Raw genomic sequence first — 21,135 nt, 5'->3', positions numbered from 1 at the left:
CATGGTGCCTCTACGGATGCAGAGGCACGGTCACCGTCGGCTCGCCGTTACCGGTCCGGGTCGTTCCCGACGTGGGCGTATCACCCCGATACGGGCGCAGCGATTCGAACTTGCGCTGGTATTCGTCCGTCACCTGCTTGGCTTCGTCGCCATTGGTGATGACGCGCGGCGTGATCAGCACGATCAGCTCGGTGCGGTTGCGGCTGCGCGTGGTGGAGCCGAACAGGCGGCCGAAGACGGGAATGCGATTCAGGCCGGGAATACCGGTGTCGGTCGTGCCCTCGTCCTGCTTGATCAGGCCACCCAGCAACACCGTCTGCCCGCTCTGCACGGCGACCTGCGTGGCCACCTCGCGCTGCTGGATCGGGAAGTTGCCCGTGGCGGTGTCCTTCTGGCCGGGCGCGCTCACTACCTGGTTGATGTTGAGGTACACCAGGCCACCGGGGTTCACGCGCGGACGCACGTTGAGGATCACACCGGTGTCCTTGTATTCCAGCTGGCCGATGGTGTTGTCGGAGTTGGCGTTGGTGTTGATGTAGGTCTGCGTGATGGGAATCTGGTCGCCGACCTGGATATGCGCCTTCTGGTTGTTCAGCACCACCAGCGACGGTGCGGACAAGGTCTTGGTGTTGCCGCTGGTTTCCATCGCGCGAAGCGCCACGGAGATATTGTTGTTGACGAAGGAGTAGAAGAAACTCTCGCCGCCGTAGCTGGCGCCACCGTTGCCCAACGCCCACTGCTGCTTGTTGCCGGGCTGCGTCGGCTTGCCGTCGGTGGAACCGACCAGGCCTTCCAGGTACCACTGCACGCCGAACTGGAACTCGCCGGTCAGCGCCACTTCGAGGATGCGCGTCTCGATCTGCACCTGCAGCGGCACGGCGTCCAGGCGCTTGATCGCCTGCTCGATCTCGGCCCACTGGGCCGGACGGCAACGGACCATCAGCTGGTTGTTCGAATCCACCGACGTGATCCGCACGCCTTCGTCCGTGGTGATCGGTCCGTTGCGCTGGCGGCGCGACGAGGTGTTGTCGTCGTCGCCGAGGCCACTGCCGCCACCCGAGCCCATCGAACTGCCGCCGCCGAAGCTGGAGCCGCCATTCGATCCATACGAGCCGCCGCCCAGGCCACCGGTGGTGTTGATCAGGCCCGACGAGCCCGACGACGAACCCGAGCTGTTGCCGAACGAGCCGGTGTTGCTGCCCAGGCCCGAGCCGCCGCGATTGCCCAGGTCGTTATCTCCGCCGCCCAGCGAGCCGGAGGTCAGGCCGGGACCCACCTTGCCGCCGCGGTCGCTCGAACCGCCACCACCGGATCCGCCGCCGTAGATGTCGGAGAGGTAATCGGCCAGGTCGGACGCCTGCACGTTGCGCACGTCGTAGACATACAGCTGCGGCTCGTTGCCCCCGCCGTGGTCGATGCGGTCGATCCAGCTGCGAACTTCCTCGAGGTAGGCCGGCTGCGGGCTGATCACCACCAGCGAGTTGGTGCGCTCGATCGGGATGAAGCGCAGCAGGCCGGCCATGGGCGTGTTGCCCTTGTCGCCGAACAGCTTGTCGAGCATGGGCGTGAGGTCCTTGACCTCCGCGCGTTGCAGGCTGAACACGCCCACCGACATGCCGCGCAGCCAGTCCACGTCGAACGTGGCCACGGTGCGCTGGTAGTTGTCCAGCTCCGAAGGCGTGCCGGCCATGACGATGACGTTGCGCGTCGGGTCCGCCAGCAGCGTGGCGTCCGGCCGCGCAAACGGCTTGATGAGCTTCTGCATCTCGGTGGCCGAGATGTAGTGCAGCGGGAACAACCGCGCCTGCAGGCCGCCGGCCGGCGCGTTGGCGCCCAGGCTGGGCACCAGGTTGCCGGCCACGGCGTCCTTCGCGGGCACCACCACGTAACGGCCGTTGCTGTGCACCAGCGCGTTATTGGTCCAGGACAGCAGCGTTTCCAGGATCGGCAGCGCCTGCTCGGCCGTCACCGGCTGCGAGGTGGAGAATGACACGTTGCCCTGCACGCCCGGGGTGATCGAGTAGTTCTCGTGCAGCAGGTCGCCCAGGATGGCCTTGACCACCGCCTCGACCGGCTGGTTTTCGAAGTTGAAGGTGACCGTACCCGTGCCCGCGGCGACCGGCCGGGGCTTGGCCAGGCCCACCGGGCGGACGAACTGGCCCGTGCCGGTGGTGATCTGCGGCTGGGTGCTGGCCGGCGAGGAAGGATTGGTCGACGGCGCGATGCGCGGCCGCGGGGCAGGCAGTTCCGTACCGGCCATGGCTTCGCGCTGCAACGATCCATCATCACGCGGTTGCGGCAGCGACTGGCATCCGGCAAGTGCGACCGCGAGCGCCGTGGCGCCGATCAGGGGACTTTTGAGCATGGAACAACGTACTCCCTCGTTGGACGCGGCACGATACACCGACCCCTGGTGTTCGCCTATTTCGCTAACTCTAAAGGGAGCCTCACACAAAGCGCCAGCCTTGCGCACCGGTGCGGCATCCCCGGGCGGCCCTCGGCTATGATGGCCGGCGAACCGGCGGCGGGTCCGACCGGATGGACTGGACACGCATGAACCAGGTGAAGTCGCCTTCCCGCGACAAACGCGTCGCCACCGCCGACGAGGCGCTGGCCGGCCTCGTGGCCGATGGACAGATCATCGCCGTGGGTGGCTTCGGCCTCTGTGGCATCCCCGAGCTGCTGATCCAGGCGCTGCGCGATTCCGGCGTCAAGGGCCTCACCGCCGTATCCAACAACGCGGGCATCGACGGCGTCGGCCTGGGCCTGCTGCTGGAAACCCGCCAGATCCGCAAGATGGTCTCGTCCTACGTGGGCGAGAACAAGGAATTCGAGCGCCAGTACCTCGCCGGCGAGCTGGAAGTCGATTTCACGCCGCAGGGCACGCTGGCCGAGAAGCTGCGCGCCGGTGGCGCGGGCATCCCCGCCTTCTTCACCCGCACCGGTTACGGCACGCAGGTGGCCGAGGGCAAGGAAACCCGCGAGTTCGACGGCCACATGTACGTGATGGAACGCTCCATCGTGGCCGACGTGGCCCTGGTCAAGGCGTGGAAGGCCGACCCCTCGGGCAACCTGGTCTATCGCAAGACCGCGCGCAACTTCAACCCGATGGCCGCCACGGCGGGTAAGGTGTGCGTCGCCGAGGTCGAGATCATGGTCGAGGTGGGCGAGCTGGACCCGGACCAGATCCACACGCCCGGCATCTACGTCGATCGCATCGTGCACAATCCCGCGCCGTCCAAGCGCATCGAACAGCGCACCGTGCGCGCCTGAGGAGAACACCATGGCCTGGACCCGTGAACAGATGGCGCAACGCGCCGCCCTGGAGCTCGCCGACGGCGATTACGTCAACCTCGGCATCGGCTTGCCCACGCTCGTGGCCAACCACCTGCCCGACGGCGTGGACGTGTGGCTGCAGTCCGAAAATGGCCTGCTCGGCATCGGCCCGTTCCCCACCGAGGACGAAGTGGACGCCGACCTCATCAACGCCGGCAAGCAGACCGTCACCGCCCGCCAGGGCGCGTCGTTCTTCTCCAGCGCCGATTCCTTCGCCATGATCCGCGGCGGCCACGTGGACATTTCCATCCTCGGCGCCATGCAGGTCACCGCCAGCGGCGACATCGCCAACTGGATGGTGCCCGGCAAGATGGTCAAGGGCATGGGCGGCGCGATGGACCTGGTGGCCGGCGTCAAGCGCGTGGTGGTGGTCATGGAGCACACCGCGAAGGACGGCTCGCCGAAGATTCTCACCGAATGCAGTCTTCCTCTGACCGGCAAGGGCGTGGTCGACCGCATCATCACCGACCTGGCCGTGTTCGATGTCACACCCGACGGCCTGGTGCTGATCGACATGGCCCCGGACGTGGACGAAGCGCACCTGCGCGCCTGCACCGCCTGCGATTTTGCGCGGGCCGGCTGACGGGCCGTGAGGGGTGATGGGCGGTGAGGGATCGCGCACGTGCGTGCGCTCCTACACACACACCAGGTCGTCACGTCGTCGCGATCCCACCGTAGGAGCGCACGATGTGCGCGATTCTGCCGCGCGCGATTCCGCCGTACGCGATCCCACAGTGCGCACAATGACCGGACACCGGAAATAAAGTCGCCCCGGAGCAAACGCCTCGGTATGGGCCTCGGGGGGGGAGGTAGGCCAGATACCGGTAATTAGCGTCGCTGCGGGGCGAGGGACCTGCCGACCCAGGGGGAGGGTTGGTGGCAGTTCGAGGGGAAGCATAGATTTCCTAGGAAATTCTCGCCAATATATCTTTCAGCGACCACTTATACGAATTGCGACTATGTTCGATCTTCGGCAACTGCGCTACTTCGTCGAGGTGGCGGAAACCCTGAGCTTCACCCAGGCCGCGCAACGACTGCATATTTCGCAGCCGCCGCTGTCGCAGCAGATCCAGTCCCTGGAGGCGGACCTGGGCGTTCGACTGCTCGACCGGAACCGTCGTCGCGTGGCGCTGACCGAGCCGGGGCGCCTGTTCCTCATCGAGGCCAAGGCGATCCTGGCCCGTGCCGAAAGCGCGCGTACCGTGGTCAGCGAGGCGGCCGCGGGGTTCACGGGGCAGCTGAAACTCGCCTACGCCGTTTCCGTGTCCTTCCACCCCGCCCTGCCCGAGACCCTGCTGCGCTTCTCCCACGAAGCGCCCAACGTCAGCCTGCACCTGGGCGAGATGCTGACCGGCGCGCAATACGATGCGCTGCTCAGCGGACAGATCGACGTCGGCCTGCTGCGCGCCCATCCCGAAGGCGTGGCCAACGCGCGACAGCTGAACGTCGAGACGATCGACCACGAACCCCTGGTCATCGCTCTGCCCGTCGATCATCGCCTCGCCCGGCGGGACTCGGTACGCATGGAGGAACTGGCCACGGAGCGGTGGGTGGCCCCGCCGAGGGCGCACGCCGCGACGCTGATCGACCGGCTCAGCCTGCTGGCCGACAAGGCACGCTTCCGTCCCAACATCCGCCAGGAGGCCCAGCAGATCCCGTCCCTGCTGCCGCTGGTGGCGGCGGGCCTGGGCCTCGCACTGGTACCGGCCTCGCTGCGGGCGGTGCACCTCGACGGTGTCGCCTTCGTCCGCGTGGACGATCCGGAAGCCTACCTGTTGCTCGCGGTGGCCTCGCGCGTGGACAATACCTCGCCCGTGCTGGACAGTTTCCTGCGCACGATCCGCCAGGCACGCGTCAAGCTCGGCCTCGCCTGAAAAGCGAATCTTTCCCAGCGCTTGCGTAACGGGAGGCGGATGGCTACAATTCCGTTTTTCCTTGTCCTTAAAGTTTCAGGAGCTGGCCGTGAAGGTGCTTTCCTCTTTGAAGTCCGCGAAGTCGCGTCACCGTGACTGCAAAGTCGTACGCCGTCGCGGCAAAGTGTTCGTGATCTGCAAGAGCAACCCCCGTTTCAAGGCTCGTCAGCGCTAATCGGCTGCGACGGGTTCAGAAAAAAGACCGCGAAAGCGGTCTTTTTTTTGTTTGGGTGGGCATTCTGGATTCGCGCACGTGCGTGCGCTCCTACGCATCTGCCGGAATCGCGGCACCCCTGTAGGAGCCCACGATGTGGGCGATTTACGCCCCCCTATCCGACCTACGCCCCAGACTCGGTAAGGTACGGCGAATCCGGAATGTCACCGGTGTCACCCATGAAGACGCCGTTGCGGCCGGCGCGCTTGGCACGATAGAGCGCGGCGTCGGCCACCACCAGCAGGCGGTGCAGTTCGTAGCCGCACTGCAGCGTGGAGCCCACACCGAAGCTGGCGGTGACCTGCAGTTCCGGGTGCGAAGGCGTGGCCGAGGTGGCGGCGATGGACAGGCGCAACTGCTCGGCACGGGCGCGGGCCTGTGCGGGACTGCAGTCCGGCAGCAGCACGGCGAACTCCTCGCCGCCCAGCCGGCCGAACACGTCGCACGCGTGCAACGAGCGACGGCACACGTTCACCGCGCGCTTGAGCACCTCGTCGCCCACCGCGTGGCCGAAGGTGTCGTTGACGTTCTTGAAGTGGTCCAGGTCGAACAGGATCAGGCACAGCCCGCGATCGGATCGCGCCCCATAAGCCAGCACACGCTCGGCCTGCTCGACGAAGTGCTCGCGGTTGCAGATGCCGGTGAGCCCGTCGCGACGCGCCAGCTTCATGAAGCGCAGCTGCGAACGCCGCAGCCACAGCACCAGCCAGACGATGGCGACCAGGGCCAGCCCGAGGATGAAGATGTACAGGCGGCCGGTCTCGACCTGCTGGCGGTCCAGTGCGCCGCTCAGGCGAAGGATCTCGTTCTGCTTGTTCAGTGCGTCGACGTCCGCCTTGCGTGCCAGCAACTGCTGGTCGACGATCTGGAAGGCCAGGCTGCGTGCGCCGACGTCGTCCAGATACGCCTTGTCCGCCGCCATGTACTGCTCGTGGTACGCCAGCGCCTGTGGCGCGTGCCCCAGTCGTTCCTCGACCTGGTACAGCACCAGGTAACCCGTGCGCCGCGGATCGGTGAACTCGTCGCGGATGGCGCCGGCAACCGCCAGCAGACCGAAACGCCGCGCATTGGCCAGGTCGCCCAGGGCGAGGTAGGCACGGGCCAGGTGGGCATCGAACTCGCTCAGCAACTGCGGGTAATCCAGCGCCCGCAGGTTGTCGCGATGCGCGACCAGCAGCGCCACGGCATCGGCGGCTCGGCCATGGTCGAGATAGAACGCGGCGATATCCGCGCGCATGCTTTCGGCGAAGACGTCCTCGTGCCGGGCCATGCAGGTCTCGATGGCCTGCTCGAACACCGGCTCGATCGACGATAGCCGATTGGCTTCACGCCGCGCCCGCAACAGGTGCTGGGCGCCCTTGCAGATCGTTTCGCCCGGCGGTGGCTGCGCCATCATCTCGCGGGCGTAGGCCTCGGCCTGGTCGAACTGGCCCGCCGTGCTGAGCAGTTGCGAGGCTTCGCCCAGTGCCTGGAAACGCGCCTTACGATCGCGCACGGAAGGCAGCAGCTCCTGCAGTTCGGCCAGCCGCTGGAAGGCCTCCTGGTAGCGATGCCCGACGCCGAGAAGGTTGATCAGGGTGGCGAGGGCCCGCACGCGCAGCACCGAGTTCACCGACGGATCGATGACCTTTTCCAGCTCGCCGCGGCCGGCTTCGTAATCGCCCAGCCAGGTCGCGCGCCAGCCGCGCAGGAAATGCAGCATGCCGCGCTGGTCGGTATCCAGCCGCGGCTCCAGCGGCGTCAGGTCATCGACCAGCCGCGAATAGCGGGCGAAGTCGGTGATCTTCAGCGAGTCGGCCTCGCGCAGCGTGTCGTCGATGGCGCCCGGCGACAGGGCCTCGCCCGGACGGGTGACGGCGGCGGTCGCATCGGTACCGGCACCCGCCGCGGAAGCCGGTGCGCACGCCGTGCTCATCGCCGTGCCGAGCACGAACAGGGCCGCGATCCAGCGCTGGCCGAATGCGCCCATCAGGTCAGGACAACGGGTCGGGACGGATCAGCGGGGACCGGCGAGGCTTGCCTTCGCCCTCGTCGCCATCCTCGTCGTCCTCGTCATCGAGGGGCTGGTCGTTCTCGTGATCGGGGTGCACCGGCATCTGGCTGGAAAACCAGATGCCCTGCCCGCCCATCGCCGCGCGCACGGCGTCCGCGTCGCGTGCCGCCAGGGGCTCGCGAACAGAGTCTTCGACATCGATGTCCCCCATGGCCTTCGCCAGCGACTCCGCCGACGCGTACCTCAGCGACGCGTCGCCCCCGACGCGCGCCAGCCAGTCCACTACAGTGCCCATCTTCGTCCCTTGGGCGCAGAGGCCGTACCCCTGGCCGATGTCGTGCCTCCCCTCGAGGCGCCGTGGGCGGATCATATCCGTAAGGGCTTTCAGGTTGAAGTAGGCCAACTGGCCGGGTGATCGCCACCCGGCCCTGCCTCAGAGCAAGGCAGCGGCTTTCTGCAAGGCGATCCACACGCCGATCAGGAACGGGATGCCGACCGCCAGCCAGGCGAGCACGCCGGTGATACCAAAGGCGCCACGCGCTGCGGCCGTCGCGCTCGCGTCGGTGGTCCGGAGCTCGTGCTGCAAGGCCCGCTCGCGTTGCAGCTCGGCCTCGCTCATGTGCAGGCGGGGATCGACCGGGCGTACCAGCAGGTTGCAAACCAGCCCCACCAGCAGCAGGCCCGCCAGCAGGTACAGGGTGCGGTCGTACACCAGGTTCTTCGCGACGCCCGCGCCCAGCTGGGCTTCGCGGATGCCGGCGATCAGCACCGGACCGGCGACGCCCGCCACCGACCATGCCGTCAGCAGTCGCCCATGGATGGCGCCGACCATCTGCGTACCGAAGATGTCCGCCAGGTACGCCGGCACCGTGGCGAACCCGCCGCCGTACATCGACAGGATCACGCACACGGTCAGCACGAACAGCGCGGCCAGCCCCCTGTGCCCGAGCGTCGGCAGCAGGCAGTAAAGAACGATGCCGAGGATGAAGAACACGCAGTAGGTGGTCTTGCGGCCAAGCACATCGGAGGCCGATGCCCACCCCAGGCGACCCAGCGAATTGAACAGGCTGACGAGGCCGACCAGCCCCGCCGCGGCGGCGGCCAGCGAAGCCTTCTGCACCGCACTGAGCGCCGTACCCGGATCGACACCGAGCAGACGTCCGCCGAACACGTCCTGCAGCATGGGGCTGGCCATGGAGATGACGCCGATGCCGGCGGTGACGTTCATGCACAGCACGCCCCAGATCAGCCAGAACTGCGGCGTCTTCCACGCGCGGTCGAGATGGACATGCCCGTGGCTGATCATCGGCGCCTTCGCCACCACCGGTGCATAACCCGCGGGTTTCCAGCCACTGGGCGCGACACGGAAACCGAAGGCTCCCAGGCTCATCACCACGAAATACAGCACCCCCATGGCGATAAGCGTGTTCGCCACGCCGGCCACGTCGCCGACCTTCAACACCTCCATCAGCTTCACCGCGATCGGCGCGCCGATCATCGCGCCGCCGCCGTAGCCCATGATGGCGAAGCCGGTGGCCAGTCCACGGCGGTCGGGGAACCACTTGATCAGCGTGGATACCGGGGTGATGTAGCCAAGCCCCTGCCCCACGCCGCCCAGCAGGCCGCAGCCGAGGTACACCAGCCACAGCTGGTGGATGGCGACACCGATGCCACCCAGCACCAGGCCACCGCCCCAGCAGCACGCGGCGATGAAGCCCGCCTTGCGCGGACCGGCGTGTTCCAGCCAGCCGCCCCAGATCGCCGCCGCCAGACCGAGCATGGCGATGAAGGTCTCGAAGATGTGGTTGACCGACGGCACGGTCCAGTTGCAGGTGGTGGTGGTCAGCTGGTCGAGGAAACCCTGGCTCGCGCACACCGCGGCATCGGCGCCCGGCACCAGCTTCGTCATTGGCAGCCAGAACACGGAAAAACCATAGGCCATGCCGATGCACAGGTGGATGGCCAAAGCCGCGGGCGGCACCAGCCAGCGATTGAACCCCGGACCCGCGATCGTGCGTTCCCGTGCCAGCAAGCCTGCCGCCATGCGATACCCCCTGCCTGTAAATGGTCGTGCCCCGGATCGCATCTTAGGCAGGTTGACGGCCAATGCCACCCTACGTTGGTCGTAAGGCGCGCGTTGACGTAGCGATGTGCGGTCGCAATAATCTGCGATTCATCCGGGCCAGCCAGATCGCCACGCCCTCCCCTCTCGTGAGGACCTCTGGTGCCCCTTCCTTCCCGGCTGCTCGCTGCTGCCCCGCTTCTTTTCCCGTCGCTCGCCTGGGCCGACGATTCCCACCCGCCGCAGACGCTCGACAAGGTGGTGGTCACCGCCTCGCGCACCGACCAGGACGCGCATACGGCACCGCAGACGGTCGTGGTGATCGGCCGCGAAGCCATCGAGCAACAGCGGCGACTCAGCAGCAACTCCTCCGATGTGCTGTCGAACCTGATTCCTTCATATACCCCGAGCCGGGGCAAGATGAACGGCAGTGGCGAGACCCTGCGAGGGCGCACGCCGCTGATCCTCGTCGACGGCATTCCGCAGTCCAACCCGCTGCGTCCCACGGGTCGCGAAGCACACACCATCGACTACGCGATGGTGGAGCGCATCGAGGTGATCCAGGGCGCGAACGCCATGAACGGTCTGGGTGCCACGGGCGGCACGATCAACCTGGTCACACGCCGTCCGGAACCCGGCGCCGTGAACCAGCACCTGGGCGTGCAGACCACCGTGCCCACAAGCGGCGCCAACGGCGAAACGGCCGGTTACCGCGCGGATTACCGCATCAGCGGCAACCGCGGTCGCTGGGATTACCTGCTGGGCGCAGGGTATGAGGACCAGGGCCTGTGGCGCGACGGCAACGGCAAGGCCATCGGCACCGACGTGACGCAGGGCGACCTCATGGCCACGCGCGCCTACGACCTGCACGCGAAGCTCGGTTACTGGATCGACGACAACCAGGAACTGCAATTGAGTTCCAACCGCTACCGCATCACGTCAAAGGCCGAGTACGTCACGGTGCCGGGCGATCGCGACGCCGGCCTTCCCACGACGTCCGCGCGCGGCGCACCGCCGGGCACGCCGCCGTGGAACGATGTCTGGACGACCGGTCTCAGCTACACGCACCACGACCTGGCCGGCATGGAACTGAAGGCCATGGTCTTCCACCAGGCCTTCGAGGGCCTGTTCGGCGCCGACAACTCATCCACGTTCCAGGACCCACGCATCGCGCCGGTCGGCACGCTTTACGACCAGTCGCGCTCCGTGGCGTCGAAATGGGGATCGAAGACCAGCCTGGGTCGGGACGACCTGTTCGACGACCACCTGAAGCTGACCGCCGGCATCGACACGCTGTGGGACAGCGGCAAGCAGGACCTGTACGGCACCGGCCGCACCTATGTGCCGGAGTCCTCGTTCCGCAGCCTGGCGGGATTCGTCCAGGCCGACGTCAAGCTGCTTCCGGTACTCACCCTGCAGGGCGGGTGGCGCCATGAGGATTCGCGGCTGCGCATCGACAGCTACCGGACCCTCTACCGCTACAACCGCGTGAACGTGCAGGGTGGCACGCTGTCGTTCAAGCAGAACCTCTTCAACGCGGGCCTGGTGTACGCGCCGACCGACACGTTCAACGTGTATACCAGCTACGCCGAGGGCTTCGGCATGCCCGATGTGGGCCGCGTGCTGCGCTCGATCAACACCGTCGGCACCTCGGTGGCCGACCTGCGCGCGCTGCAACCGGTGCTCACCCGCAACACCGAGCTCGGTGCGCGCCTGCGCACGCCCGACTGGGAAGCCGAGATCAGCGTGTTCCAGTCACGCTCGGCCTACGGCACGCGCGTGATCGCCGTGGACGGCGCCTTCCAGATGGCGCGCGAGAAGACCGCCATCGAGGGCCTCGACGCCGCGTTGCGCTATCGCGTCGACGACACGCATCGTCTGGGCGTGTCGTACGCCTGGACGCGTGGCCGGTACGACAGCGACGGCGACGGACGCCTGGATGCACGACTGGACGGTCTCAACATCGCACCCAACCGGGTCATCGCCACCTGGTCGGCCCAGTGGACGCCCAGGCTGTCCAGCTTCGTCCAGGGCCAGTACGCGTTCGACCGCCGCTTCGATGACGCCGCCAGGAACTTCAGCGGCTACGCACTGTTCGACCTGGGCGTGGACTACGCCCTGCCCCGCGGCCGCCTGAACCTCGGCGTGGCCAACCTGTTCGACCGGCAGTACATCACCTATTACTCCCAGAGCGCCCTGGTCGAACCAGCCCGCTACTTCGCGGGACGGGGCCGCACCCTCACCGTCGGTTACAGCCTGGATTTCTGACCGATGTTGAAAAACGTGCTCTTCCAGCTCCACTGGTTCCTGGGCATCACCGCCGGCAGTGTGCTCGCGATCATGGGCGTCACCGGTGCGACGCTGGCCTTCCAGGACGAGATCCTGCGGAGCATGAATCCGTCGCTCGGGCAGGTCGTCCAACGGCACGAAGCCGGCGAGCACGCGCTGCCCCTCACCGAGATCGTGGCGCGCGTCGGTGAAGGCGAGACACGAGCGTTGCAACGCGTGCGCGTGGACGCCACGGGCATACGCCCCTCCGTCGCCCGTTACGAAGGTGGCCGGACGCACTGGCGCTACTTCGATCCGTACACCGGACAGCGGCTGGCGGAACTGAAGGGCGAGCCGTTCTTCGAATTCGTGGAGAACCTGCACCGGCGACTGGCTGCGGGCGACACCGGCCGCGCGGTCACCGGCGCATGCGCGATCACGCTGGTGTTCTTCTGCCTGTCCGGACTTTACCTGCGCTGGCCACGGCGCTGGCGCAGCCTGCGCACCTGGTTCGCCATAGCGTGGCGTCGCGACGGACGCAGCTTCCTGTGGAGCCTGCATTCGGTCGTCGGCACCTGGGTGATGGTGGTCTATCTCATGATCGCCCTGACCGGCCTGTGGTGGTCGTACGGCTGGTACCGCACCGCCGTGACCGCCTTGCTGGGCGGCACCGCCGAGCGAGCGGCAGGCGCACCGAAGCAGCGCTTCGGCACCCTCGACCTCGCACGCCTGCAGGCCGGCCTGGCACAGGCCGTACCCGGGCTCGACGGCGGCTACCTCGACCTGCGCCTGCCGGGGAAGCCGGGCCAGTCGGCGAGTGCACGCGTACAGGTGGGCGACGGTCCACACGACCGCGCCTACGACAGCCTGGAACTGGACCCGGCCACGGGCGCCGTGCTCTCGCACGAGACGTACGCGGACATGCCCGCGGGCCGCAAGGTGCTGGCCAGCCTCTTCGCGCTGCACTCGGGCAGCTACTTCGGGCTGCCCGGCCGCGTGATCGTCATGGTCTCGGCGGGCGGCATGTCGCTGTTCTTCGTGACCGGCTGGATGCTTTACCTCGACCGCCGGCGGAAAAAACGGGAAGCGCGTGCGTCGCGCCTGCAACTCGAACCTGTCGCCCACCCCGACCTGCACGATGGACGTCCGTGGCTGATCGCCTTCGCCAGCCAGAGCGGCTTCGCCGAACAGCTGGCCTGGCGCACCGCCGGTCAACTGCAGGCGGCGGGCCTGCCGGTGCAGGTGCATTCGGTGGCGCGCGTGGACAGCGGCATGCTCGCGGAGGCGCGCCAGGCCCTGTTCGTGCTCAGTACCTTCGGCGAAGGTGAGGCGCCTGACGCGGCGCGTGCGTTCGAGCGCAAGACGCTCACCCGCGCCAACCACCTGCCCGACCTGGCCTATGCGGTGCTCGCGCTCGGTGATCGGCAGTACGCGCAGTTCTGCGGCTTTGCGCGTCGCGTGGAAACCTGGCTCGATGACATCGGCGCGACCGCCCTGTTCCCCACGGTGGACGTGGACCGTGCCGATCCGCAGGCCCTGGCTACCTGGCAACACCACCTTGCCAGCGTGACCGGCAAGCCCATCGGCGCGCCACGGGTGGAGACGCCCGCCATGCAGGACTGGGTACTCGGCGGGCGGACACGGCTCAATCCCGGCTCGGCCGCCGGCGAGGTATGGAAGGTGAGCCTCCTGCCGCCCGCCGGTGCGCACTGGCGGGCCGGCGATATCCTGGAGGTTCATCCGCCAGCCCATGAGCCACCACCGATCCGCGACTATTCCATCGCGTCGATTTCCGCCGATGGCGCCGTCGAGCTTGTCGTCCGCCTGACCACGGCGCCGGAAGGCGGCCACGGCCTCGGCTCCGGGTGGCTGTGCGTACACGCCCCACCCGGCCTGCCCATCAAGGCCCGCGTGCGCCACAACGACAACTTCCACCGCCACGCGCCCGCCACGCCGATGATCCTGATCGGCAACGGCACGGGCATCGCCGGCCTGCGCAGCCTGTTGCGGGAAGCCAGGGCGGACGGCTCGCACGGTCACTGGCTGATCTACGGCGAACGTACGCGCCGGCACGATCATCTGTTCGCGGACGAATTGGAGTCATGGAAGGCGGAGGGGCACCTGGCCCGGGTCGACCTAGCCTTCTCGCGCGACCAGGCCGAACGCGTGTATGTCCAGCACAAGCTGCTGGCCGCCAGCGACGAGCTCATCGCATGGATGGCGCGCGGCGCGACCCTCTACGTGTGCGGCTCCGTCGTCGGCATGGCATCAGGCGTGGATGCGGCGCTGCGCGGCATCCTGGGTGGGGAGGCCGTGGATGACCTGCTGGCGCAGGGACGGTATCGGCGGGATGTTTATTGAGCCGCTGCGCGGCCGTCCCCTATCGCGCACATCGTGCGCTCCTACGACGCAACGAAACCCGTGTAAACGAACCCCGTGTAGGAGCGCACGATGTGCGCGATGGGCAATGCGACATGCGCAACAAACGTGCGCCCCCACACCCACCATCGCCCACATCGTGGGCTCCTACCGGTAGCGGACGCCCTTGATCTCGTAGGTCTTGGTGCCATTGGGGGCGACGAAGTCGAACTCGTCGCCTTCGTTCTTGCCGATGAGGGCACGAGCGATCGGCGACGACACGGCGATGAGTCCCTTCTTGATGTCGGCTTCGATATCGCCAACGATCTGGTAGGTCACTTCCGCGTCGTTGTCCAGGTCGATCAACTCGACGATGGCGCCGAACACGATGCGCTTGCCGACGGTCAGGCGCTCGGTGTCGATCACTTCCGAGTTCGACAGCGCCGCTTCCAGCTCGTTGATGCGGCCTTCGTTGAAGCCGTGCATCTCGCGCGCCGCGTGGTATTCGGCATTTTCCTTCAGGTCGCCATGCGCACGGGCTTCCGCCACGGCCGCCACGATCTCGGGACGCTTCACGCGCTTGAGGTAATCCAGCTCGTCACGAAGACGGTCGGCACCGATGGCGGTCATGGGAGGACGGGTGGCGCTCATGCGTTCAGCTCCTTGTGCAGGTCCTGCAGGCTGTTCACTTCACCATTGGCGTGGAAATCCAGCGAATGCACGAGGGCACGCGCGCCGGCCACGGTGGTGGAGTACGTGACGCGCTGCTGCAGCGCCTCGCGACGGATGGAGAACGAATCCGAAATAGCCTGCTTGCCTTCCGTCGTGTTGACGATGTAGACCACTTCGCCGTTCTTGATCAGGTCGACGATGTGCGGGCGACCTTCGAGCACCTTGTTGATGCGCTCGCACTTCACACCGTGGCTTTCCAGGAACGCAGCCGTGCCGGTGGTGGCGACCACGACATAGCCGCGGGCCGTCACATCCTGCGCGATCGGCAGCAGGCGATCCTTGTCGGCATCGCGCACCGACATGAACACCTTGCCCTTCGGCGGCGCATGGATGCCCGCGGCTTCGTGGCCACGCGCGAAGGCGGCGCCGAACGTGCGGCCCACGCCCATCACCTCGCCCGTGGAGCGCATCTCGGGTCCGAGGATCGGATCGACGTTCTGGAACTTCAGGAAAGGGAAGATCGCTTCCTTGACCGAGTAATACGACGGGATGATTTCCTTCGTCGCGCCCTGGTCGACCAGCGAGCGGCCGGCCATGGCCCGCGCGGCGATCTTCGCCAGCGACATGCCGGTGGCCTTGCAGACGAAGGGTACCGTACGCGAGGCGCGCGGGTTCACCTCGAGGATGAACACCTCGTCGCCCTGGATCGCGAACTGCGTGTTCATCAGGCCGATGACCTTGAGTTCGCGTGCGAGTTCGGTGACCTGGCGACGCATCTCGTCCTGCACCTCCTGCGAGAGGGAGTACGGCGGCAGCGAGCACGAGGAATCGCCCGAGTGCACGCCCGCCTCCTCGATGTGCTCCATGATGCCGCCGATCAGCACGTTGCCTTCGACGTCGGCCACGATGTCCACGTCCACTTCCACGGCGTGGTCGAGGAAGCGGTCGAGCAGCACCGGCGACTCGTTCGACACCTGCACGGCCTCACGGATGTAGCGCGAGAGGTCGGCGTCGGCGTAGACGATTTCCATGGCGCGGCCACCGAGCACGTAGCTCGGGCGCACGACCAACGGGTAGCCGATCTCGCGGGCCAGGGCCAGCGCCTCGTCGGCGTTGCGCGCGGTGCGGTTCGGCGGCTGCTTGAGCTTGAGCTTCTCGATCAGCTTCTGGAAGCGCTCGCGGTCCTCGGCGATGTCGATCGATTCGGCATTGGTACCGATCACCGGTACGCCGGCGGCTTCGAGCGCACGCGCCAGCTTCAGCGGGGTCTGCCCGCCGTACTGCACGATCACGCCCTTGGGTTTTTCGAGATCGACGATCTCCAGCACGTCTTCCAGCGTCAGCGGCTCGAAGTACAGGCGGTCGGAGGTGTCGTAGTCGGTGGAGACGGTTTCCGGGTTGCAGTTGACCATGATGGTCTCGAACCCGTCCTCGCGCAGCGCCAGCGCCGCGTGCACGCAGCAGTAATCGAACTCGATGCCCTGGCCGATGCGGTTGGGACCGCCGCCGAGCACGATGATCTTCTCGCGATCGGTGGGGTTGGCCTCGCACTCTTCCTCGTACGTGGAATACATGTACGCGGTGGTGGTGGCGAACTCGGCGGCGCAGGAGTCCACGCGCTTGTACACCGGGCGCACGCCCAGCGTACGGCGCACGTGGCGCACGGCGGCTTCGTTGGTGTCGACCAGCTCGGCCAGGCGCGCATCGGAGAAGCCCATGCGCTTGAGCTCGCGCATGCGCGGCTCGTCCAGCGCGGTCAGGCCCTGGCGCTGCACCTCGCCCTCGGTCATCACGATGTCTTCGAACGCGGCAAGGAACCACGGGTCGATGCGGGTCAGCGCGTGCACTTCTTCCAGTGACAGGCCGGCGCGGAAGGCATCGGCGACGTGGAACACGCGGTCCGGGCGCGGCTCGCGCAGCTCGCGCTTGAGCGTCAGGAAGCCTTCCTCGCTGCCGATGTCCAGGCCGGTCGGGTTGAGGCCGGTCTTGCCGATCTCCAGGCCACGCAGGGCCTTCTGCATCGATTCGGTAAAGGTGCGGCCCATCGCCATCACCTCGCCCACCGACTTCATCTGGGTGGTCAGGCGCGCATCCGCGGCCGGGAACTTCTCGAAGGCGAAGCGCGGGATCTTGGTGACCACGTAGTCGATGGACGGCTCGAACGAGGCCGGGGTGAGACCGCCGGTGATGTCGTTCTTGAGTTCGTCCAGCGTGTAGCCGACGGCCAGCTTGGCGGCTACCTTGGCGATCGGGAAGCCGGTGGCCTTGGAGGCCAGCGCCGAGGAACGCGACACCCGTGGGTTCATCTCGATGACGACCACGCGGCCGTCCTCGGCGTTGATGCCGAACTGCACGTTGGAGCCGCCGGTGTCCACACCGATCTTGCGCAGCACCGCGATGGAGGCGTTGCGCAGGCGCTGGTATTCCTTGTCCGTGAGCGTCTGCGCCGGCGCGACGGTGATCGAATCGCCGGTGTGCACGCCCATCGGGTCGAAGTTCTCGATCGAGCACACGATGATGCAGTTGTCCGCCTTGTCGCGGACCACTTCCATCTCGAATTCCTTCCAGCCCAGCACCGATTCCTCGACCAGCACCTCGTGCACGGGCGAGAGCTCGAGGCCGCGGCCGATGATCTCGACGAATTCTTCCTTGTTGTACGCGATGCCGCCACCCGAACCGCCGAGCGTGAAGCTGGGCCGGATGATGGTCGGGAAGCCCACGGTCTGCTGGATTTCCAGCGCCTGCTCCATCGAGCGGGCCACTTCGGCCTTCGGGCATTCCAGGCCGATCTCGGCCATGGCGATGCGGAACAGGTTGCGGTCTTCCGCCATGCGGATGGCTTCGCGCGACGCGCCGATCAGCTCGACGTTGTATTTCTCGAGCACGCCGTGGTCGGCGAGGTCGAGGGCGCAGTTGAGGCCGGTCTGGCCGCCCATCGTCGGCAGGATGGCGTCGGGGCGCTCCTTGGCGATGATGCGCTCCACCGTCTGCCAGTTGATCGGCTCGATGTAGACCGCGTGGGCCGTATCGGGGTCGGTCATGATCGTGGCGGGGTTGGAGTTGACCAGGACGACGCGGTAGCCCTCCTCCTTCAGCGCCTTGCAGGCCTGGGCACCGGAGTAGTCGAACTCGCAGGCCTGGCCGATGACGATCGGGCCGGCACCGATGACGAGGATGGTCTTGATGTCTGTGCGCTTGGGCATGGTATCTCTCGCAAACGAAGCGGATGGATGAGGGGATCGGGGACAGCGCGGCGCGTGGTTACGCGCGCTTGGCCCGGTGCTCTTCCATCGAGGCGATGAACGTGTCGAACAGGTAGCCGACGTCTTCGGGGCCCGGGCTGGCTTCCGGATGACCCTGGAAGCAGAAGGCCGGCCGGTCGGTCAGGGCGAAGCCCTGCAGCGACCCGTCGAACAGCGAGGTGTGCGTGATCCGCACGTTGGCCGGCAACGTGGCCGGGTCCACCGCGAAGCCGTGGTTCTGCGAGCTGATCAGCACGCGGCCGGTGTCGTGGTCCTTCACCGGGTGGTTGGCGCCGTGATGACCGAACTTCATCTTCAGCGTCTTCGCGCCCACCGCCAGGGCCAGGATCTGATGGCCCAGGCAGATGCCGAACAGCGGGATCTTCGTGTCGAGGATCTGCCGGGTCGCCTCGATCGCGTAGTCGCAGGCGGCCGGATCGCCCGGGCCGTTGGCCAGGAACACGCCGTCCGGATTCATCGCCAGCACGTCCGACGCGGGCGTCTGCGCCGGCACCACCGTGATCTCGACGCCGCGACCGGCGAGCAGGCGCAGGATGTTCTGCTTCACGCCGAAGTCGTAGGCCACGACCTTGAACGTCTTGGGCACGTCGTGGAACGCCTGCTTGTCGAGGTCGTAGACGCCCTCGGACCACTGGTAGGTGGCGGTGGTGCTGACCACCTTGGCCAGGTCCATGCCGTTCAGGCCTTCGAAGCCGCGTGCCTTGGCCACCGCCGCATCGGCGTCGATCGCGTCGCCGGCGACGATGCAGCCGCCCAGCGCGCCCTTCTCGCGAAGGATGCGGGTGAGGCGACGTGTGTCGATACCGGCGATGGCGACGATGCCGTGGCGCGCAAGATACTGCGGCAGGGGCTCGACACTGCGCCAGTTGCTGGCCAGGCGCGGCACGTCGCGCACGATCAGGCCGGCGGCGTGGACGCGGTCGGACTCGACGTCCACCTCGTTGGTGCCGGTGTTGCCGATGTGCGGGTAGGTGAGCGTGACGATCTGGCGGGAGTACGAGGGGTCGGTCAGGATTTCCTGATAACCGGTCATGGCGGTGTTGAACACCACCTCACCAATCGTCTCACCGCGGGCACCGACCGCATGGCCGTGAAAAATGCTGCCGTCTTCGAGAGCAAGCAGAGCAGGTGTACGCATGGGATGGCCGCCTTCGGGTGCAGCAAAGCCCGCAAGCCTGCATTGAGCGGCTCGTGGGCCTTGGGGATAAGGGATCGCTGGGCGGGTAAGAATGATAGGTGTGAAGGCCGCTTTTGTCCACCCGGAATGCATGAACGGGGGTGCGGCGGAATATCGCTGGGACGCCGGTCCGACGCGATACAATGGCGGCGAGCCAGACCACCCGAGAACCGTCGCATGCTGCTCGATCCCGCCCGCCTGGAACGTCCGGACACCGACATCCGGCACGAGCCCTTTTCGTTCATGATCGCCCACGGCCAGCTGCCGGACGAGTGCCGGTCGGAACTGGAGCGTGATTTCCCGCAATACACCAGCGCGGGGTTCTTCCCGTACGACGCCAGCGATTGCGGCCCGTCGGTGAACGAACTGGTCGAACAGATGACCTCGCGCGCCTTCTCGGCCGCCATCGGCCGCCACCTGGGCATTCCCGGGCTGGAGACCTACCCCACGCTGGTCACGCTATGCCGCCTGCTCAACCGCCGGCACGGCACCATCCACACCGACAGCAAGTCCAAGATCGCCACCGCGCTGATCTACCTGAATCCGATGTGGCCCGACACCAGCGACGGCTGCCTGCGCTTCCTGCGCTCGATCAACGACATCGACGACATCGTGGCGCCCGAGCTGAAGCCGCTCTACGGCGAGTTCGCGGTCTTCCGCCGCGCGGAGAATTCCTTCCACGGCCACCTGCCCTACGAGGGCGAGCGCCGGGTGATCCAGGTGGCCTGGCTCACCTCGGAGGAAGAGAAGGCCCGCAAGACCAAGCGTGGCAAGTTCTCGCGGGTGTTCAAGAAGATCTTCGGCAAGCTGGACCGCAAGATGGGCGCGGACCGGGATCGCAACGCCTCGCACCCGGACTAGCGCACCCCGAACCACCAGCCGACGAAGATGGCGAACACGCCGTAGAGCGCGCCGATCGGCATCAGCCAGCGCGCCTCCACGGACCCGCGCCGGAACATCGCCCACAGCGCCACCACCGCGACCATGGTGATCGCACCAGCCACGATCAGCGGCGTATCGAACAGCCACGGCGTGGCGAACAACGCCAGCGAACTGGGAATGGTCGCCTGGATCATCATGGCGCCGGAGATGTTGGCCAGGGCCAGCCGCTCCTTGCCCTGGCGCACCCAGATCAGCGCGTTGACGGTCTCGGGCAGTTCGGTGGCCACCGGGCTGAGCACCAGCGCCACGATATGCGGCGATAGCTGGAAGAAGTCACCAAAGGCCTCCAGCTGCCAGACGAAGGTACGCGAGGCGATGGCGATGACGAGCAGGGCCAGGCCCGTCTGCAACGCTACCCAGCCCATCGACGGATTGGCGTCGCGCGGGCGGAAGGTCAGCGGTTCCAGCGCTTCCTCTTCCGGTGCCGTGGTGTCGTCGCGCATCTCGCGCCACACGTAGGCCACATAGGCCAGCAGGAACAGCACGCCCAGCCAGGGCTTCCAGGCGAAGGCCACGAGACCCAGGCCCACCTTGACGATGAAGATGGCAAGGAACCAGGACTGGTCGCGCGCCAGGCGCTGGTTGTCGACGCGTACCCGCAGGTCCGGCCGGTTCAGCCGCTTGCGACCCGCATACAGCGCGAAGCCGACGACGGCATAGGCGATGGTGGCCAGGACCAGGGGGCCGCCGAGGGCCGCGCCCACGCCGATATCCTTCGCTTCGGGGGTCTTGCCGAACATCACGGCGACGAAGGTGACCGCGCTTTCCGGAAGTGCCGTGCCGAAGGCGGCAAGCACGGTGCCGGTGGCGGTGGCGCCGAGGTTGAGCTTGCGCCCGAACCATTCGACGCCGTTGACGAAGTATTCGCACGCGAAATAGATGGCCCCGGCGGAAACCAGGAACAGGAAGCATGTCAGCAGCATGGATAATCTAAGGC

15 protein-coding genes are annotated in these 21,135 nt (G+C 67.0%); 7 read left to right on the top strand and 8 right to left on the bottom strand.

What is annotated here, in order from left to right:
* Positions 1–10 precede the first annotated feature (10 nt).
* Complete coding sequence (gene gspD / locus AB8808_RS08970; protein ID WP_369928624.1) at positions 11–2,365, bottom strand: type II secretion system secretin GspD; 2,355 nt, start codon at positions 2,363–2,365, stop codon at positions 11–13.
* Positions 2,366–2,553: 188 nt separating this feature from the next.
* On the opposite strand from gspD, the gene AB8808_RS08965 reads away from it, so the two are divergent.
* From AB8808_RS08965 to ykgO, 4 genes are all read left to right on the top strand, one after another.
* Complete coding sequence (locus AB8808_RS08965) at positions 2,554–3,273, top strand: CoA transferase subunit A (protein ID WP_036142040.1); 720 nt, start codon at positions 2,554–2,556, stop codon at positions 3,271–3,273.
* Positions 3,274–3,283: 10 nt separating this feature from the next.
* The gene (locus AB8808_RS08960; protein WP_369928622.1) at positions 3,284–3,919 is read left to right on the top strand and encodes a 3-oxoacid CoA-transferase subunit B; all 636 of its coding nucleotides are present in this window, start codon (positions 3,284–3,286) and stop codon (positions 3,917–3,919) included.
* Between the two features lie 376 nt (positions 3,920–4,295).
* Positions 4,296–5,210, top strand: a complete 915-nt coding sequence (locus tag AB8808_RS08955; RefSeq protein WP_369928620.1) for a LysR family transcriptional regulator — start codon at positions 4,296–4,298, stop codon at positions 5,208–5,210.
* 88 nt (positions 5,211–5,298) lie between these two features.
* On the top strand, positions 5,299–5,424 hold the full coding sequence (gene ykgO / locus AB8808_RS08950) for a type B 50S ribosomal protein L36 (protein ID WP_029213509.1): 126 nt from the start codon (positions 5,299–5,301) through the stop codon (positions 5,422–5,424).
* Between the two features lie 163 nt (positions 5,425–5,587).
* On the opposite strand, the gene AB8808_RS08945 is transcribed toward ykgO, so the two are convergent.
* From AB8808_RS08945 to AB8808_RS08935, 3 genes are all read right to left on the bottom strand, one after another.
* Positions 5,588–7,432, bottom strand: a complete 1,845-nt coding sequence (locus AB8808_RS08945; RefSeq protein WP_369928617.1) for a GGDEF domain-containing protein — start codon at positions 7,430–7,432, stop codon at positions 5,588–5,590.
* A gap of 4 nt (positions 7,433–7,436) precedes the next feature.
* Positions 7,437–7,751, bottom strand: a complete 315-nt coding sequence (locus AB8808_RS08940) for a hypothetical protein (protein ID WP_369928615.1) — start codon at positions 7,749–7,751, stop codon at positions 7,437–7,439.
* 138 nt (positions 7,752–7,889) lie between these two features.
* Positions 7,890–9,500 (bottom strand): OFA family MFS transporter, encoded by a 1,611-nt coding sequence (locus tag AB8808_RS08935; protein WP_369928613.1) that lies wholly within the window; start codon positions 9,498–9,500, stop codon positions 7,890–7,892.
* A gap of 180 nt (positions 9,501–9,680) precedes the next feature.
* Here AB8808_RS08935 and AB8808_RS08930 point away from each other — a divergent pair, with 180 nt between their 5' ends.
* Positions 9,681–11,786, top strand: a complete 2,106-nt coding sequence (locus AB8808_RS08930) for a TonB-dependent receptor (protein WP_369928611.1) — start codon at positions 9,681–9,683, stop codon at positions 11,784–11,786.
* 3 nt (positions 11,787–11,789) lie between these two features.
* Complete coding sequence (locus AB8808_RS08925) at positions 11,790–14,147, top strand: PepSY domain-containing protein (protein ID WP_369928609.1); 2,358 nt, start codon at positions 11,790–11,792, stop codon at positions 14,145–14,147.
* Between the two features lie 165 nt (positions 14,148–14,312).
* On the opposite strand, the gene greA is transcribed toward AB8808_RS08925, so the two are convergent.
* The 3 genes from greA to carA are packed head-to-tail and all read right to left on the bottom strand — an operon-like array spanning position 14,313 to position 19,217.
* The gene (greA, locus tag AB8808_RS08920; RefSeq protein ID WP_036142061.1) at positions 14,313–14,795 is read right to left on the bottom strand and encodes a transcription elongation factor GreA; all 483 of its coding nucleotides are present in this window, start codon (positions 14,793–14,795) and stop codon (positions 14,313–14,315) included.
* Positions 14,792–18,019 (bottom strand): carbamoyl-phosphate synthase large subunit, encoded by a 3,228-nt coding sequence (carB, locus tag AB8808_RS08915; protein WP_369928606.1) that lies wholly within the window; start codon positions 18,017–18,019, stop codon positions 14,792–14,794. Before carB ends, greA begins: the two co-directional genes overlap by 4 nt.
* Before the next feature lie 58 nt (positions 18,020–18,077).
* Entirely contained in the window at positions 18,078–19,217 is a 1,140-nt protein-coding gene (carA, locus tag AB8808_RS08910; protein WP_369928604.1) for a glutamine-hydrolyzing carbamoyl-phosphate synthase small subunit, read from the bottom strand.
* Between the two features lie 216 nt (positions 19,218–19,433).
* On the opposite strand from carA, the gene AB8808_RS08905 reads away from it, so the two are divergent.
* Positions 19,434–20,117, top strand: coding sequence for a 2OG-Fe(II) oxygenase family protein (locus tag AB8808_RS08905; RefSeq protein ID WP_036142070.1), 684 nt, complete (start codon positions 19,434–19,436; stop codon positions 20,115–20,117).
* Here the strand turns inward: AB8808_RS08905 and AB8808_RS08900 are convergent.
* Positions 20,114–21,121: a sodium:calcium antiporter gene (locus AB8808_RS08900; protein ID WP_036142073.1), complete on the bottom strand. Its 1,008-nt coding sequence runs from the start codon at positions 21,119–21,121 to the stop codon at positions 20,114–20,116. The genes AB8808_RS08905 and AB8808_RS08900 overlap by 4 nt on opposite strands.
* Positions 21,122–21,135: the final 14 nt, after the last annotated feature.

Source organism: Xanthomonas sp. NCPPB 2632 (genome assembly GCF_041228075.2).
GTDB lineage: Bacteria > Pseudomonadota > Gammaproteobacteria > Xanthomonadales > Rhodanobacteraceae > Luteibacter.
This window is presented reverse-complemented; position numbering and strand designations above follow the sequence as displayed.

Coding starts and splice junctions, on each gene's coding strand:
- AB8808_RS08945 (WP_369928617.1), bottom strand. CDS start 7,432: ATGGGCGCATTCGGCCAGCGCTGGATCGCGGCCCTGTTCGTGCTCGGC.
- AB8808_RS08900 (WP_036142073.1), bottom strand. CDS start 21,121: ATGCTGCTGACATGCTTCCTGTTCCTGGTTTCCGCCGGGGCCATCTAT.
- greA (WP_036142061.1), bottom strand. CDS start 14,795: ATGAGCGCCACCCGTCCTCCCATGACCGCCATCGGTGCCGACCGTCTT.
- carB (WP_369928606.1), bottom strand. CDS start 18,019: ATGCCCAAGCGCACAGACATCAAGACCATCCTCGTCATCGGTGCCGGC.
- AB8808_RS08905 (WP_036142070.1), top strand. CDS start 19,434: ATGCTGCTCGATCCCGCCCGCCTGGAACGTCCGGACACCGACATCCGG.
- AB8808_RS08960 (WP_369928622.1), top strand. CDS start 3,284: ATGGCCTGGACCCGTGAACAGATGGCGCAACGCGCCGCCCTGGAGCTC.
- AB8808_RS08940 (WP_369928615.1), bottom strand. CDS start 7,751: ATGGGCACTGTAGTGGACTGGCTGGCGCGCGTCGGGGGCGACGCGTCG.
- AB8808_RS08935 (WP_369928613.1), bottom strand. CDS start 9,500: ATGGCGGCAGGCTTGCTGGCACGGGAACGCACGATCGCGGGTCCGGGG.
- AB8808_RS08925 (WP_369928609.1), top strand. CDS start 11,790: ATGTTGAAAAACGTGCTCTTCCAGCTCCACTGGTTCCTGGGCATCACC.
- carA (WP_369928604.1), bottom strand. CDS start 19,217: ATGCGTACACCTGCTCTGCTTGCTCTCGAAGACGGCAGCATTTTTCAC.
- gspD (WP_369928624.1), bottom strand. CDS start 2,365: ATGCTCAAAAGTCCCCTGATCGGCGCCACGGCGCTCGCGGTCGCACTT.
- AB8808_RS08955 (WP_369928620.1), top strand. CDS start 4,296: ATGTTCGATCTTCGGCAACTGCGCTACTTCGTCGAGGTGGCGGAAACC.
- AB8808_RS08965 (WP_036142040.1), top strand. CDS start 2,554: ATGAACCAGGTGAAGTCGCCTTCCCGCGACAAACGCGTCGCCACCGCC.